The organism is Paraburkholderia sp. OAS925 (assembly GCF_040543975.1).
Lineage (GTDB): Bacteria > Pseudomonadota > Gammaproteobacteria > Burkholderiales > Burkholderiaceae > Paraburkholderia > Paraburkholderia graminis.
In genome coordinates, this window is sequence record NZ_JBEUNO010000002.1 from 2,042,575 (window position 1) to 2,059,877 (window position 17,303).

A 17,303-nucleotide genomic window follows, 5' to 3' on the forward strand; every position below is an offset into this window, starting at 1 on the left:
AGGTGATGTCTCAAGCACATCCGGCAAAGCGCCCACACAAATCGAGGAACAACATTATGCTGGTCACCCGTCAAAAAGTGCTGCGCCGCTTCTGGTACGCAGTGGTTCCCATGTCTCATCTCGACGATGGCCCCAAGCCGTTCACGCTGCTCGGCGAAAACATCGTGCTGTGGAAAGGAGCGGGCGGCAAGCCGCACGCCTTGCGCGACCGCTGCTGCCATCGCACGGCGAAGCTCTCCAAGGGCTTCGTGGATTCGGACGGCAACATCGCCTGTGGCTATCACGGCTGGACCTATGACTGCACCGGCCAGTGCGTGAAGATTCCGCAGAACGGCGCGGGCGAGATTCCCTCGCGTGCCGTCGTGCAGTCGTACCGTTGCGAGGAACGCTACGGTTATGCGTGGGTCGCGCTTGACGAGCCGCTGCAGCCCATTCCCGAGTTTCCGGAAGAGACCGCGCCCGGTTACCGCCGCATTTTGCAGTTCTACGAGCAGTGGAACACGAGCCCCTTGCGCATGATGGAGAACTCGTTCGACAACGCGCATTTTAGCTTCGTGCATAAGTCGAACTTCGGGCTGTTCGATCAGCCCAGGCCGTCGAAATACGAATTCCGTCCAGGCGAATGGGGCTTCGAAGCGGAGACGCGCGTGCCTATCCGCAATCCGCAGGCGAGCTTTCGCATTACCGGCACGACCGACGACATCACCGAGCGGCATCTCGTGAACCGCTGGTTCATGCCCTTCGCGCGGCGCTTCGGCTGCATGTATCCGGCGAGTGGGATTCACCACATCATCTATAACTGCGCGACGCCCATCGACGATAAAACGATGATGCTCGTGCAATGGCTCTATCGCAACGACACCGAAGAGCAATGCTCGACACAGGCGCTGATCGACTGGGACCGCCCGATCACCGACGAAGACCGCGAGATTCTCGAAGCCACCGATTACGACGCCTGTATCGACGTGAGCCGTCAGCAGGAATGCCACATGGTCTCCGACCAGCCCGGCCTGCTGATGCGCCGCATGCTGCTCAAGCTGCTGGAAGATCACGGCGAGAAGGAAGTGTTTCGTATCGATGCGGAGGTGTGAGCCATGAACGAACAGCACAATCCGGCGCTCTCGGTGCAGCGCGTCGACAAGATCTATGCGAACGGCACCACCGCGCTTACCGACGTGCGGCTCGATATCGGCGCGGGCGAGTTCGTCTCGCTGCTCGGTCCGTCGGGCTGCGGCAAGAGCACGCTGCTCAAGATGTTCGCGGGCATCGAAAGCCCCACGCACGGCCACATGCGCTGGTGGGGCCAGCCGCTCGCCATGACCGGCACGGTGCGCACGAAGGGGCGCCGCATGTCGATGGTGTTCCAGGAAGCCACGCTGATGCCGTGGGCCAGCATTGCCGCGAACGTCCGGTTGCCGCTCGATCTGTCACACGTGCCGCGCAAGGAAGCCGACGCGCGCGTGGCCGATGCGCTCGCCAACGTGGGCCTGGCGGGCTTCGGCGATGCGCGTCCGCGCGAGTTGTCGGGCGGCATGCAGATGCGCGCGTCGCTGGCGCGTGCGCTCGTCACCGAGCCCGACCTGTTGCTCCTCGACGAACCGTTTGGCGCACTCGACGAATTCACGCGCAACAAGCTCGATGCCGATCTGCGCAAGCTCTGGCAGTCGCGCGGCATGACGGTGGTGTTCGTCACGCACAGCATTTACGAAGCGGTGTATCTGTCGAGCCGCGTGGTGGTGATGCAGGCGCGCCCAGGGCGCGTGATCGCCGACGTGCCCATTGACGGCAAGGAGGCGCGCGACGAAGCGTATCGCGTGTCCGCGCCGTTTCTGGCGCACTGCAAGACGCTATCGGATCTGATCTCCGACGCGCATCAACTGCAAGGAGCGTAACGATGACGAGCGAAACCATTGTCAACCGGGCTGCCGCGAACGAGCGGAAAGCCGTCAACCGGCGCAGGCCCTTGTTGCAGCGTCCCGGCGCGATGAAGGCACTCGCGCCGTGGGTGGTCGGCGTGCTGATGCTGTCGATGTGGGAGGCGGCGTGCGCCGTCTTCGACGTGCCCGTGTATCTGGTGCCCGCGCCGCATGACATTGCGCGGCAACTTGTCGTCGATGCACCGATGCTGTTCGCCGCGCTGTTTGCCACGCTCAGGATCACGCTGCTGGCCTTTGCACTCGCAACGGTGCTCGGCGTGGCGATCGCGCTCGTGTTCGCGCAGAGTCCGCTGATCGAGGCGAGCTTTTTTCCGTATGCGATCCTGCTGCAGGTGACGCCCATCGTCGCCATCGCACCGCTCATCATTATCTGGGTGAAGGACACGACCTTCGCGCTGGTGATCTGCGCGACGCTGGTCGCGCTGTTTCCGATCATCTCGAACACGGCGCTGGGTTTGCGCAGCGTCAATCCGGGGCTCGTCAACCTGTTCCGTATCAATCGCGCGACGCGCTGGCAGACGCTCACGCGCCTGCGCGTTCCGAGCGCGCTGCCGTATTTTTTCGGCGGACTGCGCATTTCGAGCGGCTTGTCGCTGATCGGCGCGGTGGTGGCGGAATTCGTCGCGGGCACGGGCGGCACCGGCTCCGGGCTCGCGTATCAGATCTTGCAGGCAGGCTTCCAGTTGAACATTCCGCGCCTCTTTGCCGCGCTGATGCTGATTACCGTCACGGGCGTAGTGCTGTTCGGCATCACCGTCTGGGTCTCGCGCCTGGGCTTGCGCGGCTGGCATGAAAGCGAACTATGAGGAACGACACCGCATGACGACTACTCTGATTCGAAACGCGGCGGCCATCATGACGGGCGGCGGCGCAAACGAACCGGCGCGCGCGGCCGGCCCGGATATCCGTATCGAAGGCACGCGCATTCGGGCCGTCGGCGCGCTTGCCCCTATGCCCGGCGAAGCGATCGTCGACGCCACTGACTGCGTCGTCTATCCCGCGTGGGTCAACACTCATCATCATCTGTTTCAGGCGCTGCTGAAGGGCGACCCGGCGGGCATCAACGCATCGCTCACGCCGTGGCTCGCGGCTACGCCATACCGGTATCGCGCCCGCTTCGACGAAAAGCGCTTCCGGCTCGCTGCGCGCATCGGCATGATTGAGTTGGTCCGCTCGGGCTGCACGACCATCGCGGACCACAACTACGTGTACTACCCGGACATGCCGTTCGACAGCTCGGCCATTCTGTTCGAGGAAGCGCAAAAGCTCGGCGTGCGCTTCGTGCTGCTGCGCGGCGGCGCGACGCGCACGCGTCAGCTCGAAGCCGGGCTGCCCACCGCGATGCGTCCCGAATCGATCGATGCCTTCATGAGCGATCTCCAACGTCTCGCCTCCAGTTTTCACGACGCCTCGCCGCATTCGATGCGCCGCGTGGTCGCCGCGCCGACCACGGTGTTGTTTTCCGTCTCTCCCGCCGAGATGCGCTCGATTGCGGGCGAGGCGCGCAGGCTCGGATTGCGTCTGCACAGCCATCTCTCGGAGACCGTCAACTATCAGGACAGTGCGCAGGCGATGCACCGGCTCACGCCGGTCGAGTTTTGCCGCGAGCACGGCTGGCTCGGCGAAGACGTGTGGTATGCGCATCTGGTCAAGCTCGATGCCAGCGAGATCGATCTGCTCGCCGCGACCGGAACCGGCATTGCGCATTGTCCGCAATCGAACGGACGGCTAGGCAGCGGTATTGCGCCGGTACGTGAACTGGCGGATGCGGGCGTGCCGGTTTCGATCGGCGTGGATGGCGCGGCCTCCAACGAAGCCGCCGACATGATCTCCGAAGTCCACATGGCGTGGCTTGCGCAACGGGCCCGGCGCGGCATGGCGGCACAGCCCGAATATCGGGGAGGGCGCTTCGAAGGCGGAGCGGATGCGGCGTCGGTGGAGGAGGTCGTGCACTGGGGCACGGCGGGTGGCGCGCGCGTGCTCGGGCTCGAAGGCGTCGGCAGAATCGAAGTGGGCGCGCAAGCGGATATCGCCGTCTACCGGCTCGACGATCCGCGCTACTTCGGCCTGCATGACGTGGCGATAGGGCCGGTGGTTTCGGGCGGGCGCCCCGAACTCGCCGCGCTCTTCTGCGCGGGTCAATGCATCGTGCGAAACGACGTGCTGCCGGATGTCGATCTCGGCGCGCTGCGCCGCGAAGCGGCTCGGGAAGTCAGGGCGATGATCGCGGAGGTGGCCTGACGCCGGCGCATGTCGCGCGGCGTCTCAACCGGCGGGGCCCGTCGCGTCGATCACGCGAAGCCGGCGGCAGCATGCGGGGATCGACGACACAGTCACGCGGTCTCGCGGCGCAGTCGACGCACGTACAGCCATAACGCCGACACCAGAAAATAGATCGCGCCCACCGCGGCATACGCCGCCACCCGCGAGATTGCCGGCGGCGTGGGCGCGCGAGCCTGCACGATGAAGTACGCGCCTGCCAGCGCCGACTGCGCACCGCTGAGAGCCATCGCCCATTGCGCGGCAAAGCGATTCCAGCGCCGCACAGCGGTGCCGAGTTGCAGAAGCCCGGAGAGTATCGCCCACACCCCGAAGACGCCGAGCACCCAGTGCATGCGCGCATTCAAGGCCACGATGACCGCCACCGCCGCGGCCACGCTGATGACGGCGTTGATTGCCTGAGTGCGGCCCTCGGTCATTCCGCCGCTGCGCGACATATCGAAGTAGTTGGCAAGCGCATCCCACGCGGGATAGACGAACAGCAGCACTGCCGTCGCCTCCGGAGAACGCTGCCCGACCGAAAAAGCGAGCGCGACCCACAGCGCGGAAAACGCAGTCCGAACGAAGTAATAGCGCATGAGCCACCATTCGTCGCGAGCGGCTATGCCACTCATCTGGCGTTCATTCATAGCAACTTCTCCTGATTGTCACGATCGCACCCGTCGACCGGCGATGCGCGAGCCGCTGGTTGAGCGCCGCAATCGGCGGGCGAACCGCGGCTCGAACCGCCTTACATCGGCGGAGCCACGCCATCCTTTTCGACGATGATCTGCACAGCGTTGTACGCACCGCTCTTGCCGTGCGTTGCCACCACGAACACCCGCTTGCCCGCAGTCAGTTCGTCGCGCGTCGCGGGAATGAGCGTCACTACCGGTGCGTTCGCAGGCACGGTGACCGTGTTGGTGCCACCCTTGTACGAGAGCTTCAGGTCACGGCCGCTTGTACCTTGCACGATGGTGTCGACGTTGGCGTTCGTCATCGAGCTGCCAGCGCCGAGGTCCCATGCAAAATGGCCCTCTGCCATCCCGCGTGCGGCTTCGGGAAATACCAGAACTTCCTTCGCTTCCAGCTTGCCGTCCGCGCCGGGCATCGCAGCGGCTCCAACATAGGCGCCGGGTTTGATATCGGAAAGCTGTATGGCTTTCACCGCGTTCAGTCCGCTTGCATCGACTACTGCAATGCCGACCGTTTCGCCGCTACGCCGGTGCACCTGGAGAACGCCGCCGGAGTACGACTGAATGGTGCCCCTGATCCGTTCAGGCTTGTCAGCGGAAGTCTGTGCGAACGATGCGTTGGCGAACGCCAGCGCGATTAGTGAAACGACAACTTGAAAACGAAATGACATGGATGCTCCGTCTGGTTAGGATCGGTGGTAAGCATCGCATCTTGCTCGTTCCGGCGGCATCGGTCAGATGACCGACCCTCTGCAACTCCGCCCGATCGCGTAGGGTTGCGGGTCGGTGCCATCAGCGGTTTCCTAGGCCAAGGTCGAGAAAGCGTCCGGGGTGAAGTTCCCAATCTCGTCGATGCGCCCTTGCCGGATCTTCTCGAGCCATGCCGCGTCCTTTAGCAACGCGCGTCCGACCGCTACCAGATCGAACTCTCCTCGTTCCAGTCGCGCTAACAGGTCGTCCAGCGGAGCGGATTGCGCGTCCTTGCCCGCAAAGGAGTCGTAGACGTCGCTTCCAAGTCCCACCGATCCCACTGTAATGGTGGTGACGCCCGTGACTTTTTTCGCCCAGCCGGCCAGGTTCAGGTTTGCGTCGGCTTCGGGAAACGCGGGCTGCCAGTAGGCCGGCTGGGAGAGGTGGAAAGCATCCGCACCGGCATCCACAAGCAGGCCAAGCCACTCTTCGAGCACTGCTGGCGTCCCCGCGAGCCGTGCGCGGAAGTCCTTCGGCTTCCATTGCGAGAGGCGAAGAATCACTGGAAACCCCGGTGTCACCACCGCCCTGATCGCCTTCAGCACTTCCACAGCGAAGCGTGAGCGTTCGACGAGCGTCGCTCCGCCATATCGGTCGCCGCGCTGGTTGAGATCCTCCGAGAAAAACTGATTGATCAGGTAGCCATGCCCGCCGTGCAGTTCGACGCCGTCGAAGCCGAGCCGCTCTGCATCCGCTGCGGCTCGCGCGTATGCGTCGATTGTGTCCGCGACGTCTGACTCGCTCATCGGCTGAGTCACGCGTTCGCCGGTTATGGAGAGACCCGACGGGCTCTCATAGCGATGAGCGGACAACGCCCGCTCGCCCGCTCCATTCGAAGGCTTATGTCCCACGTGCCACAGTTGCGGCGCAATGCGTCCACCAGCCGCGTGGACCTCGTCGACCACTTTCTTCCAGCCGGCCAGCGCCGCCTCGCCATGAAAGCGCGGGACGTCCGGATCGTCGAGCGCGGCCGCGCGACCAACACCGGTTCCTTCGGTGATGATGAGACCGACGCCGTGCGCCGCACGTCGCCGATAGTACGCGGCGACGTCGGCGCTCGGTATGCCGCCTGGGGAGAAAGACCGTGTCATCGGAGCCATGACTACCCGGTTAGGCACGGTGAGGGCATTGAGTCGATAAGGGGTGAGCAGAATGTCGAGATCGGGCATCGGGTTCTCCGGATTCGAGTTGGCAAAGGCCGTTGGCTATAGGGCGTCGATCCATGCGGTAATCGCGGTGTTCACGTCGTCCGCGCGATCCTGCATGATCCAATGGCCCGTGTTGGTCCATACATCCACCTTCGATTTCGAATGCGAGAACCAGGAGCGCATGCGGTTCGCCTGCTCGGGGTCGCGGCACATCTGATAGAAGGGAACGGTAAGGCTCTTGCACAACGTTGCGCTCGCTTCTCCAATGCCGACCTGATCGTTGCCGAAGAACAGCGGACCGAACGACTCGCGCACGACATGCACTGGCATGCCCTGGACGCGCCTCGCGTGCCAACGCTTGAATGCCGGCTCAGTGATGCGGTCATAGACAAGCTGGAACAAGGCCGGGACCACGATGCCGGGATCGCCCGCATTCAAATCATGCGTGGTTTTTGCAAAAAGTTCGGCGGCGGCGCCGGAAAAACCGAGCGCGCCATCGACGGACACCACCGCGCTGACCAGATCCGGGCGCTTCGCGGCAAGCCGGGCTGCGATCTGGCCACCCATCGAATGCCCGACGAGAATGAACTTCTGTCCGGGATACCTCGTTGCGATAAATGCCTCGACGTCCGCGACGTAGTCGGCGGGCCGATAAGCGCCAGGCGGCATCAGCTCCGATCTGCCATGCCCGCGCAGATCGACAGCGACGACGCGATACCTGCTTTCGAAGAGCGGCAGTTGCCAGCTCCAGTCATGCGAATCGCAAGTCCAGCCGTGGAGAAACATGACGTTCTTTCCCGTACCTACCTCGGTCGCGAACAGTGTGGCCGGCGATTTCGTTGCAGCAAAGGCTTCATGGTTCCCGAGAGTGGTCGCAATCGCTGCCGCACCGGCGACCTTCAACATGTCGCGTCGAGACAGTTCGTGTTCCATCATTTTCATTCGCTATCCTTATTTATCACGAGTACATCAAACGCCTGGCTCGCTGGGCTGTGTGACGCCGAGCTCCAAGCAGTTGACCGGACTCCATGTTATACATTGGATATCTACGGTCAATTACGCACCTTCAGGTGCGCAGATATACAGGAAGATACCGACATGACTTGCGAGGTTGACGAGGTTTTCTTTGCGGATTGCGCCGCACGCTCGTTTTTCGATCAGGTGGCGAACAAGTGGTCAGTGATGATTCTCACGCTGCTGACCAGGAAGCCAACTCGCTTCAACGAGATCAAGCGCAGGCTGGAAGGAATCACGCATAAGGCGCTTACGCAGGCGTTGAGGCGTCTCGAACGCAATGGCCTCGTCGCGCGGAATGTGCTCAATACTTCGCCGGTCGCGGTGGAATACTCGATCACAGAACTCGGGCGTACCCTGCAGGTTCCGTTCGGAGCAGTCTATGAATGGTCGATCAAGCATTTGCATGAGATCGATCAGGCGCAAAAAGCCTACGATCAACAGATGCCGGCAGAGCAATAGGGAGAGAAGATCGGCGCGCTTATTCGATGATTGAGGCGCCGTTGCGAGTTGAGTGGGGACCTGTTTCTAGTGCAGTTTTCGTTCGATCGCGAAGTCGAGAAAAGCACGGGTCTTTGCCGGCACGTGGTGCCGGGATCGTCTCCTGGTCGTCTTTTAGTCGCCGATGGGCTAGTCGTCGATGGTTTCATGCACGGCCACGGCGCCCTGTTTCCAGTAGCTCGCCGCGCGAATCCGCGACTTGTCGACGCCGCGTTCGGTGCACAGGTGATAGCGAATCGCGCGGATCGTCGCGGATTCGCCCGCGGCCCACACATAACCTTCGCCGTCATCCGGCAGATAGGTTGCGCGCACCGCTTGCAGCAACGCCTCGCCGCGCGTGCAGTGTTCGCTTCCGCTTCCGCTTCCGCTTTCGCGTTCGCTTCGATAACACCACACGAGGTGCAGTTCGGCGTCGGTCCTGAATTCGATGCGAGCCGACGGATCGGCCACTTCGATCACCGCGGCCACGCGCTTGCCGGCCGGCAATTCCTCGAGGCGGCGCGCGATGGCGGGCAGGGCGGTGTCGTCGCCGATCAGCAGGTGCCAGTCGAAAGCCGTGGGAACCACGAGCGAGCCGCGCGGCCCGCCGATGCCCAGGTACTGGCCGGCTTTCGCCTGCGCCGCCCACGTTGCCGCGGGACCGGCTTCGTGCATCGCAAATTCGATATCGAGTTCGCGCGCGTCGCGATCGAAGCGGCGCGGCGTGAAATCGCGCGCCGTCGGGCGACGTCCTTCGGGGAACACGGGACCGTCCGGGCCGGCTTGCGGCAGCACCGGTTTGTCGGCGCCCGGTTCGGGGAAGAAGACCTTGATGTGATCGTCGAACGAAGCGGACACGAAGTCGTGCAGGTCTTCGCCCGTGAAGGTCACGCGGATCAGATGCGGCGTGAGCGCCTGCACTTTCTTCACTTGCAGCAGACGGAACCTGAGCGGATGGCGCACGCGCTCTACGGCGAGGTCGGGTCGTTTTTCTTGAGTCGGCATTGAGTTGTTACTCCTGTCTGGTCGAAGTGTCGATGTCGATGTCGATGTCACGCAGTGGCCGCATCACCGCTTTTGCCGCTGCCCGAATCCTGTTCGCCTTCGATTTCCTTCGCGGCTCGCATCAGGATCGCGGCGATGCGGCGCTGTTCTTCCGCCGATGCGTTGTCCCGGCGCAGCAGCGCATTTTTCAGCGCGCGGCGCGCGGCGTTCAGCTCGGGCAGCCAGCCGCCTTCGCTCACGTCGGCCGGTTCTTCACCGGCAAACGCGCGGCGCACCGAGTCCATCTTGCGCGCGATGTGGCTCAGCTTCGCGAGCATCAACTCGACGCGCTCGCGGTTGGCCGCGAGGTACTCGCGTCCCGCTTGCGCGAGTTCGTAGCGCTTGCGGTTGCCTTCGAGCCGCACGGTGACGTAGCCCAGTTCTTCGAGGTACGTGAGCGCCGGGTACACCATGCCGGGGCTCGGGCTATAGAAGCCGTTAGAACGCGTTTCCAGCGCCTTGATGAGCTCGTAGCCGTGGCTCGGTTGCGCGTCGATCAGCGAGAGCAGCAGCAGTTGCAGATCGTCGGAACTGAACTTGCGGCCGCGCGGAAAGCCATCGCCTTCGCCGCCGAAGCCGCCAGGGCTGCCGCCGAACGGACCGCGCCCGCCGCGTCCGCCGCGATGCTCGTGATGACGTCCGATTGCATGCCAGAACGCCCACGGCGAAAAGCGATGCGCGCTGCCGACGCGCTCGGCGTCTTCGCTGCGAACTGCGTGGTGATGAGCGAACGCGTGCCACAGCGCATGGAGCGAGGGGCGCTCGAAGCCGGCGTCGAAAGAAGCGTGAGCCGCGCCGTGACGGCGGTCAAAACGATGGTGATGACGCATCTTGCGTCCTCCATTTATGTCTTAAGATGTGTCGTAAGATATATATCTAAAGATGGTTTGTCAAACTTTCTTTTGGACGCTATCGGGATGCAAGGACGCAACAAGGTCCGCGCGCGTCGCTGGCGTGACGGTCGCGAGACTGTACGGCCAGGCGCGCGCCTTGCGTGCGAACGCTCATTCCGGCAACGCTGCACCTGACCTTCTGGAGAAAAGCATGGCAGACGTCGAACAGTTCAAGGACGACCTGGAAAACAACGCGGATGGCCTGATCGGAGGAAGCCGTGGCGATTTCATGGAGGCGCTTGGCGAGGCCGTCTACGCCCGGGCCGCGAGCGACCAGTTGGACAGCATCATCGCGGCTTACCTGAGCCTGCAGGAGGTGATCGACGAGAACGTCGACAACCTCGACGACGAGGCCGACCAGGCTATCGCTGATGCGACGGCCGAATTTAACGAAACGGTCGGCAGGATTCTGGGTGTGTAAGCGACTTGCGCACGCAAGGGCCGGCGCAAGGTCGGCAGCACCGTCCTTGCGCGCAAAAAATCTGGTGGTCTTCGCGTAACGCTACGCTAGAGCGTCTGCTGACTTACAGCGGGCCGATCCTCGCAACCGCAGCGATACGGCGATCTTCCCCAGTTGAAGAGCCGCGAGGTTTTCCCGATGCCCGCATTGAAGGAGTTAGTCGGGTCGAGTTCCTCGTAGAACTGCTTCAGCGACTCCTTCGCCTCATACAGATGGCCGACGTTGTGCTCCGCCGGATACTCCGCACCGCGCGCGGCGCAGTAGGGCGAGAATGTCGTCCTTGATGCGGTCGCAGTCCACACCCTTCTTCACCAGATATTCCTGATGCAGCACATGGCAGAAGAAGTGGCCGCAATACATGGTGAACTCGATGTCCTTCGAAATCTGCTGCGGCAACTGTTCGAACCAGTCGGTTGCATTACGCGGCAGCGCGATGTCGAGCGCCACGATGTCTTCGACGGTCCGAGAATGAACGGCCCGATAGCGGACCACTGCGCCACCAATCGTGAAGCGGTTCAGAAACGCCGCGTCGCCTTCTTCTCGCGTGCATTCGAAGTAGTTGCCCTGAGCCGTCGGAAAGCGCGACTTCAGATAAGTACGCGCTTCGTCTACACCTTCATTGCCCATCTTCAATAACAGGTGATGCTCGAAGCGATCGTGGTACTCGATGAGTCGCCGCGGCAGATGCTCGGGCAAAAGCCGGCTCGCTGCCTGCAGCAGTCTGTCACTGATGGCCGTACCAAGACCCATCTTCTCAGTCACGGCGTCGAACCGGCTCTTCGCCGCAAAAGCTAGCGGCACTTTGTCGGTGCCGAAAGCCCGAATGTAAAGGTACATGTCTTTCCCGTAGCGGCGACTGATATCGAACGCGCCACGGTGTATGTACTCGCCTGCTATCGGCAAACTCTGGAAACCGCCCAGAATATCGCGGCGGATTGATTCGAGCTCGGCCGGGTCATTGCTGCCGATGTAGAACACCTGGGTGCGCTCGTCCGCCGCGAATGTGTCCAGCCGAAGGGCAAAAACCGCGAGGTGTCCGGCCGAGCCCGACGCTTCGTAAAGGCGGCGCGGGTCTGCGTTAAAGCGCGCGGGAGTCGATGCCGAGATATCCCGCACGTGGGTGCTGTATTCGTGGTCGGACGCGAGAAGTCCCATCGCTGGCGGAACATCGTGCGGCAGTTCGCCTGCGTCGAGGCGGCCAAGTATGGCTTCGGCGGAATCGCCCAAATCGATTCCCAGGTGGTTTACCAGCTTCAGTTCGCCGTCGGCGGTGACGCGGGCATGTATCGAAAGCTGGGTAAACGCGGGACCGCGGCGAATGAGAGACCCGCCCGAGTTGTTGCAAACGCCTCCCGTCACGGACGCGCCGATGCAACTCGATCCGATCACAGAATGGGGCTCGCGCTTGAGCGGTGCGAGACGCCTTTCCAGTTGGTCCAGGGTAACGCCCGGCTGACAAACGACCTGTTCGCCATTGCGAATCACGTCGAGCCGGCGCAGCCGCATCGTATTGATCACGACGACCGGACGATCGTAGCCGTCCGCAGCCGGCGTCGATCCGCCGGTCAAGCCGGTGTTGGCGGCCTGACAAATGACGATGACATTCGCATCATGGCACGCCTTTAGCGCCTGCCACATCTGGACCAATGTGCCAGGCTGCACAGCAGCCAATAGTGGACCGCTGCCATAGCGATATCCCTGGCGGAAGCGCCGCGTTTCAGCCGAGCCCGTAAAGACGAACTGGCTACCGACGATGTCGCCGAGCAGACGGACAAGATCGTGCTTCATGGCGCTTCTCCGCTGATGCTTGCACGGATATACGAGTCCTCCGTGCTTCGAATGTGGTTGCGCAGTTCGGTGCAGGCTTTGCGCGCATTGCCGTCGCGAATGAGTTGCATGATCTCGTAGTGCGTGTCGTGGCACGCCTGAATCGACGATTGCTCGTATGACCGGAACGGCGCGCTGCATGCTTGCGCCTATGGTTGAGATAGATATTAACAGGCGGCAGCCACAGAGCCTGCATTGATATCCACGATATCAATAGTCGATATCTCAAGGCATTGAACAATCCGATCGAATGGAAGCGAGTAGGTCTGAGTCAGCAGCGTCTTGGGCGCCTCCGAAGAAAGCACTCGGTGAAGCAGATCATTTAAAACAAATGGTCGATGCCGATGGTGAACGCGGTCTGACTCTTCACGCCGGCCGGGTTGAGCGTGCTCACCACCGCATGCTTGTACGAGGTGTAGTCGAGTTCGCTGTAAAGCGTGGTGCGCTTGGACAGCAGGTAGCCAAGCGAGAGCACTGAGAGTCCGCGCCGGCTGGACTTGTCGTTCGTTACCGTGGTCTGGTAGTAGCTGCCGCGGAAAACCAGAGTCGGCGTGATGGTCCACGAGAGGCCGCCGAACCCATTGTTCGTGACCTGGTGGGGCGTGGCTGGATTCTGCAAGTCCTCGGACATGAAACCGCCCGACAAACGCACCGGCCCGATCTTGTAGTTGGCGCCGACCATGTAGTAGCTGTCGCCCAGATAGGTCGAGCCAGTCAGTACACTGCGATGCCCATAGACGCCGCCGATCGCAACAGGACCTGTCGCATAGCTCACGCCCACGGCGCGCGCTGCGCCGCTGCTGAAATTGCCTGCCACGCCGCCGAAGGAGTTGTCCACTTCGAACAGCAGCGGCCCGAACGTGTTCTTGTATTTGAGGTCATTATTGTTGCGAGTACCGTCCGAGGCCGTGGTCAGCGGAATGATCGGCGTGAAATGAAAGCCGAACGGATCGTAAATGCTGATGATGTCGTGCGCAATGGTGTACTGCCGGCCGAGATCGAGCGAGCCGAATTTCGTATGGCCGATGCCGACAAACGCCTGGCGATTGAATTCGGTGCCTGTGGTGTTATCGAACTGGCCATTGCCGACGTTAAAGCCGCTTTCCAGCAGAAAATGCGCGTTCCAGCCGTCGCCAAGGTCTTCCTTCGCGCGAAAGTCGAGCTTGTTCGAACTGTAGTAGCCATTCGAGTTCATTGTCGTCACCGAGCCGCCGCCTTTTGCGGCGTTGGTCTGATGACGTATCCCGCCATCCACCGTTCCGTATAACTGCACGCTCGTTTGCGCGTGTGCGGGATTCGTTGCCAATACGCCCGCAGTGGCCGAGATGCCCAATCCGATGATTTTCCAAACCTTGTCCACCGCTTGTCTCCTGATTTTCGTTGTGTTTTTAATGTACTGCTTGATACGTAACCCTAATCAAATTGCCTATTGGGATTACTTTTGATCTACTCGCCGGGACCGGCCGGCACAACGCGGACGTACCGCCGGTCCTGCGTTAGTGGCCGGCTGAAGTGCTGCCCGGCTGTTCGAGCGAGTGCGCGGTTTCGGCGGGGTTGAAGCCCGTCTTCAGTTCATGGCGCAAGGCGACGCGGTCCAGTGCCTTTTCCCAATTCGCCACCACGATAGTGGCTACGCTGTTGCCTACGATGTTGGTGAAGACGAACGCGCTGGACATGGCCTTGTGAACGCCGAGAATCAGCGCGATGGATTCGACCGGAATCGTGTTCGACGCAGCCAGCGTTGCAGCAAGCACTGCGATTGCAGCGCCCGACACGCCGGCGGCTCCCTTCGACGTGAGCAGCAGCACCGCAAGCAACACCAACTGATCGTGCCAGTTCATCGGTGTATTGGTTGCCTGAGCGAGAAACACGGCGGCTGCGGCGAAGTAAAGGCACGTGCCGTCATGATTGAACGTATAGGCAGTTGGCAGCACCAGGCCAACCACCGACTTCTCGCAGCCAAGGCGTTCGAGCTTGTCGATCAGTTGCGGGAACACGGTTTCTGAAGAACTCGTACCGATTACGAGAAGCAGTTCTGCGCCGATATAGCGCATCAGGCGCAAAAGGCTGAAGCCGTTTACCTTTGCGATGGGCCACAGGATCAGCAGGAAAAAGAGCGCGCACGTCAGATAGAACTCCAGCACTAGCTTGCCGAGCGAGAGCAGCGTGCCGAAACCGAATTTGCTCACCGTGAAGGCGATGGCGCCGAACGCTGCGAGTGGTGCGATCTTCATGGTCAGGCCGATTACCCAGAACAGCGCACCGGATACCGAATCGATGAAGTCGAGCGCGGGCTGCGCGCGTTCCCCGATTGCGGCCAGCCCAAAGGCGAATAGCACCGAAAAGAACAGTACTTGCAGGACGTCACCGCCAGCAAATGCGCTGATCGCCGTGTGCGGAATGACATTGAGCAGAAAGTCGCTCGTGGTGACAACGTGATGAGCTTTCGCGACATAGGCATCGACGGCGGCCGAGTGCACGCTATGCATGTCGACGTTCATGCCGACGCCCGGCTTCAGCACGTTGATCGTTACAAGCCCCAGCACCAGTGCGAGAGAAGTCACCACCTCGAAATAGAAGAGGGCCTTGATCGCGACGCGGCCGACCTTCCCGAAGTCTTTGACGCCCGCAATGCCGCTGCATACAGTGCAGAAGACGATCGGCCCGATCAGCATCTGGATGATGCGGATAAAGGCGTCGCCGACGGGCTGCAGATTGATGCCGAACTTCGGAAAGAAGTAGCCCGTGGCGATTCCAAGCGCCATGCCGGCCAGCACCAGGAATGACAGGTCGCGATAGAACGGCGGACGTGGCTTTGGTTTCATGGCGCCCGTGCGAGGCAAGCTCATGGTGTCTCCTTGCTTAGGCCCATCCACGATGGGCTGCGGTGAAGCTTTGGCGAACTGGAGTCCGCTCGAAAACGTTGAAAGAGCCGTTATTCAGCTCGCGATGCTGCCGAGAATATCGATGCTGTCAGCGAAAATTTCGTCGACGCTCAGCTTACGCGGCAGCAGTTGCTGTTGCTCGCAGAACGCGATTGTTTCCTCAAGCGGGCCTCGCAACGCGTCGTAGCCGAACAGCAGCTTGTCGGGTTTGCCCGCGTTGTGCGAGGCCACTGACGCTTTGCCGCGGCACAGCAGGTCGTAGACTGCGCGCACCGCTCGCGGATGTGTATCCGCAAGCGATTGCGTCACTACCACGACGTGGTTCAGAGGCACGTAGCGATGAATCGCGTACCACGCGAGATCGGCGCTGGCCGCATCGTCGATCACGGGTTCAAGGCCGGCTTCGTCGGGCAAATCGTTGCCGAGGATGGCGGCGTCGATCTCGCCCGCGCGCAGCATCGGCAATAGCTGCTTGCCCGGCTCCGCGCGACGCACGAAGGACGGATCGCGATACTCTTCCAGATGCGCGCCCTCGGTCGTGATCCAGTCGATTTCCTCGAGCGGCACGCCATAGGTGTTCGCGAGAATTGCGCGCACCCACATTGCGGTGGTTTGCGAATACGAGCGCACACCGACTGTCTTGCCCACCAGGTTGCTTACGCCGAGCTTGCCGCGTTGAGCATTATAAATAATGCAGCCTTGCTGAAAGCGCGCGGCGACTACAGCGGGCAGCAGCACGACGGGCTTGTTATAAGCTTTCGCCTGCAAATACGTGACGATTGCCATTTCGCTGACGTCATACGCCTGGCGGCGCGCCATCGGTGCGAAGGCGCGGTGAATCGGTTCGATATCCTCGAACATCAGTTGCACGTTGGGATCGGCGAGTTCGCCATCTTTCAGCGGCCGCGTGTGCGGGTAAGTCTTCAGTGCAATTTTCAATTCGAGCGGTGGCATCTCAGTGCTCGCGTCCGTATGTTCTTGTGTCATTGAGTCGATTCTCAAGCGGCGAGCACCGGATAGACCGCGCGCGCGGTGCCGCCGAAGATTGCGTCGCGCGCGTCGGCGGGCAGCATCGCAAGGCTATTGCGCGCATCGGCAAGCAGTTGCGGCAGCGTGCCTTCGGCGGCCGGGAAATTCGAGCCCCATGCGATGCGATGTGCACCGAACGCGTCGAGCACACGCGGGAAGAATGCGTCCGGCGTCGACGCGCCGCGAGATGCTTCGGCGATCGTGCGGTTTGTGAGCTTCAGATAAACGCCCTCGTGCGAAGCGAGGCTAAAGAGCGGCGCGGCGGCTTCATACGGCGGGCCGCCCGCCAAGTCGGGCCGCGCAAGGTGATCGAGCAGGACGCGGATATCCGGAAAGCGCGCCAGCATATTCAGCAGCGCCGGAATGCCTTGTGCCGTCATCTGCAAACAGATCGAGACGTTATGGCGCTGCGCATAGTCCCACACCGGGAAGGAGCGCTCGTCGTCGAGCCAGCCTGCTTGCCCCGGCATCGTGCTGCCGGTCGTGAACAGGCGCAGGCCGGAGAGGCCCGCGTCGAGCCAGCGCTGCATCTGCATCACGGCGTCGCTTGCCAGCACGTCGATCGAAAACACGCCCGCAAAGCGGTCCGGGTGGTTTCTCACCGCGTCGACCACATAACTATTGTCGTTGCCATAAACCGTCGATGCCTGCACGACCACCGCCCGGTCGATGCCGGCCTCGTCGAGCGACGCAAGCAAGCCTTCGAAGCTGACAGGGCGCTTGGCCGACCATTCCGACTGGTGACCGCCGACGGGCGCGAGCGGATAGCGTTGCTTATCCGGGGAAATGGCGTGCGTGTGAGTGTCGATAACGACGGACATAAACGGGCTCCTTGCTGAAAACGTCTCGATCGAATGGGCTCAACTGTAAGCCTGCTGAAGC

Annotated in this window: 16 protein-coding genes and 1 pseudogene; 6 read left to right on the top strand and 11 right to left on the bottom strand. The window is 61.9% G+C overall.

From position 1 onward, the window contains the following. The first annotated feature begins 56 nt into the window (after positions 1-56). Genes ABIE53_RS27955 through ABIE53_RS27970 form a run of 4 tightly spaced genes read left to right on the top strand, consistent with a single transcriptional unit; the run spans position 57 to position 4,178 of the window. Complete coding sequence (locus ABIE53_RS27955; protein WP_114157139.1) at positions 57-1,091, top strand: Rieske 2Fe-2S domain-containing protein; 1,035 nt, start codon at positions 57-59, stop codon at positions 1,089-1,091. A gap of 3 nt (positions 1,092-1,094) precedes the next feature. Then, positions 1,095-1,892 (top strand): ABC transporter ATP-binding protein, encoded by a 798-nt coding sequence (locus tag ABIE53_RS27960; protein WP_029965821.1) that lies wholly within the window; start codon positions 1,095-1,097, stop codon positions 1,890-1,892. A gap of 2 nt (positions 1,893-1,894) precedes the next feature. Continuing rightward, entirely contained in the window at positions 1,895-2,743 is an 849-nt protein-coding gene (locus tag ABIE53_RS27965) for an ABC transporter permease (protein ID WP_374710209.1), read from the top strand. Between the two features lie 13 nt (positions 2,744-2,756). Further along, positions 2,757-4,178, top strand: a complete 1,422-nt coding sequence (locus ABIE53_RS27970; RefSeq protein ID WP_053859253.1) for an amidohydrolase family protein — start codon at positions 2,757-2,759, stop codon at positions 4,176-4,178. Positions 4,179-4,270: 92 nt separating this feature from the next. On the opposite strand, the gene ABIE53_RS27975 is transcribed toward ABIE53_RS27970, so the two are convergent. From ABIE53_RS27975 to ABIE53_RS27990, 4 genes are all read right to left on the bottom strand, one after another. Further along, positions 4,271-4,846, bottom strand: a complete 576-nt coding sequence (locus ABIE53_RS27975) for a DUF308 domain-containing protein (protein WP_192699094.1) — start codon at positions 4,844-4,846, stop codon at positions 4,271-4,273. Positions 4,847-4,947: 101 nt separating this feature from the next. Next, positions 4,948-5,562, bottom strand: coding sequence for a hypothetical protein (locus ABIE53_RS27980; protein ID WP_114157143.1), 615 nt, complete (start codon positions 5,560-5,562; stop codon positions 4,948-4,950). Between the two features lie 132 nt (positions 5,563-5,694). Next, positions 5,695-6,810 carry an NADH:flavin oxidoreductase gene (locus ABIE53_RS27985; protein WP_192699093.1) on the bottom strand — a complete coding sequence of 372 codons (1,116 nt, stop codon included), beginning with the start codon at positions 6,808-6,810 and terminating at the stop codon, positions 5,695-5,697. A 36-nt stretch (positions 6,811-6,846) separates the two neighbouring features. Beyond that, the gene (locus ABIE53_RS27990; RefSeq protein ID WP_192699092.1) at positions 6,847-7,731 is read right to left on the bottom strand and encodes an alpha/beta fold hydrolase; all 885 of its coding nucleotides are present in this window, start codon (positions 7,729-7,731) and stop codon (positions 6,847-6,849) included. Between the two features lie 96 nt (positions 7,732-7,827). Here ABIE53_RS27990 and ABIE53_RS27995 point away from each other — a divergent pair, with 96 nt between their 5' ends. Next, the gene (locus ABIE53_RS27995) at positions 7,828-8,265 is read left to right on the top strand and encodes a winged helix-turn-helix transcriptional regulator (protein WP_232292199.1); all 438 of its coding nucleotides are present in this window, start codon (positions 7,828-7,830) and stop codon (positions 8,263-8,265) included. A gap of 168 nt (positions 8,266-8,433) precedes the next feature. On the opposite strand, the gene ABIE53_RS28000 is transcribed toward ABIE53_RS27995, so the two are convergent. Both ABIE53_RS28000 and ABIE53_RS28005 read right to left on the bottom strand, forming a co-directional pair. Then, entirely contained in the window at positions 8,434-9,288 is an 855-nt protein-coding gene (locus tag ABIE53_RS28000) for a siderophore-interacting protein (RefSeq protein ID WP_192699091.1), read from the bottom strand. A 47-nt stretch (positions 9,289-9,335) separates the two neighbouring features. Next, the gene (locus ABIE53_RS28005) at positions 9,336-10,157 is read right to left on the bottom strand and encodes a PadR family transcriptional regulator (RefSeq protein ID WP_192699090.1); all 822 of its coding nucleotides are present in this window, start codon (positions 10,155-10,157) and stop codon (positions 9,336-9,338) included. A 214-nt stretch (positions 10,158-10,371) separates the two neighbouring features. Here ABIE53_RS28005 and ABIE53_RS28010 point away from each other — a divergent pair, with 214 nt between their 5' ends. Further along, a complete protein-coding gene (locus ABIE53_RS28010; RefSeq protein ID WP_006046744.1) occupies positions 10,372-10,641 on the top strand; it encodes a hypothetical protein in 270 nt (89 codons plus the stop codon). An 86-nt stretch (positions 10,642-10,727) separates the two neighbouring features. On the opposite strand, the pseudogene dld reads toward ABIE53_RS28010, so the two are convergent. The 5 genes and pseudogenes from dld to ABIE53_RS28035 form a co-directional block, all read right to left on the bottom strand. Further along, a pseudogene (dld, locus tag ABIE53_RS28015) lies at positions 10,728-12,468 on the bottom strand (D-lactate dehydrogenase). A gap of 361 nt (positions 12,469-12,829) precedes the next feature. Continuing rightward, positions 12,830-13,867 carry a porin gene (locus ABIE53_RS28020; RefSeq protein ID WP_310074986.1) on the bottom strand — a complete coding sequence of 346 codons (1,038 nt, stop codon included), beginning with the start codon at positions 13,865-13,867 and terminating at the stop codon, positions 12,830-12,832. A gap of 136 nt (positions 13,868-14,003) precedes the next feature. Next, positions 14,004-15,356 (bottom strand): C4-dicarboxylate transporter DctA, encoded by a 1,353-nt coding sequence (gene dctA, locus ABIE53_RS28025; protein WP_192699088.1) that lies wholly within the window; start codon positions 15,354-15,356, stop codon positions 14,004-14,006. Positions 15,357-15,446: 90 nt separating this feature from the next. Further along, a complete protein-coding gene (locus ABIE53_RS28030) occupies positions 15,447-16,379 on the bottom strand; it encodes a substrate-binding domain-containing protein (protein ID WP_192699087.1) in 933 nt (310 codons plus the stop codon). An 11-nt stretch (positions 16,380-16,390) separates the two neighbouring features. After that, on the bottom strand, positions 16,391-17,242 hold the full coding sequence (locus ABIE53_RS28035; protein ID WP_029965805.1) for an amidohydrolase family protein: 852 nt from the start codon (positions 17,240-17,242) through the stop codon (positions 16,391-16,393). Positions 17,243-17,303 lie beyond the last annotated feature (61 nt).